Source organism: Flavobacterium succinicans, from assembly GCF_001662485.1.
Classification (GTDB): domain Bacteria; phylum Bacteroidota; class Bacteroidia; order Flavobacteriales; family Flavobacteriaceae; genus Flavobacterium; species Flavobacterium succinicans_A.
Genome location: NZ_JMTM01000071.1, coordinates 1 through 707, shown reverse-complemented (window position 1 = coordinate 707; position 707 = coordinate 1). Strand labels below are relative to the sequence as shown.

1 pseudogene is annotated in these 707 nt (G+C 48.7%); it reads right to left on the bottom strand.

What is annotated here, in order from left to right:
* Positions 1–707, bottom strand: a pseudogene (locus FLB_RS14425) (hypothetical protein); the annotation flags it as partial.

The following is a 707-nucleotide window of genomic DNA, read 5'->3' as shown; positions in this document are numbered from 1 at the left end:
CACTGCTGTTCCGCCCGAAGTAGGCGAGTTAACATTTCTGATGAAGGTACAACTAGGCGTTGTACTTAACGTAAATGGATTGGCGCCCGGCGTAGTTGGCGTTCCTGCAGCGGTTAATGTAATAGTTCTTGGACCAACACTACCCGTAAAAGTACCGGTACCGGTAAACACGATTCCGTTTGCCGTAGCAGTAATGTTGTAGGAACCTAGGGTGTTTACCGTAAAGGAAATATCTTGGGTTACCCCCGATACAGCCGTACCTACTACCGGTGTTCCAGCAGCACTACCCGCACAAATATAGTTGCTTAGCACAGCAGTACCTCCAGAACTTGGATTATTAAGAGTCACCCTGGCAAAATTACAGCCGGGTGCGGTATTGAGTGTAAAAATATTGCTTCCTGCGTTTACAGGGGTACCAATTGCGGTTAGTACTACAGACTGATCCCCCAAGACGGTAAATGTACCTGAGGCAGAAAACACCACCCCGTTGGCAAAAGCATTTAAGGAGTAGGTCCCTAATTGGGTAACATTAGCTTTAATGGTCTGCGTGACCCCGCTTACCGCTTGACTTGCCGCGAGCGTACCTACAGCAGCTCCAGGGGGAGAGCAATCGTAACTAGTTACCACTGCCGTCCCGTTAGTAGAGGGATCGATGTTGGAACCATTGCTCAGACAGTTGGTCCAAACCCCTTTTTCGAATGCTTTAA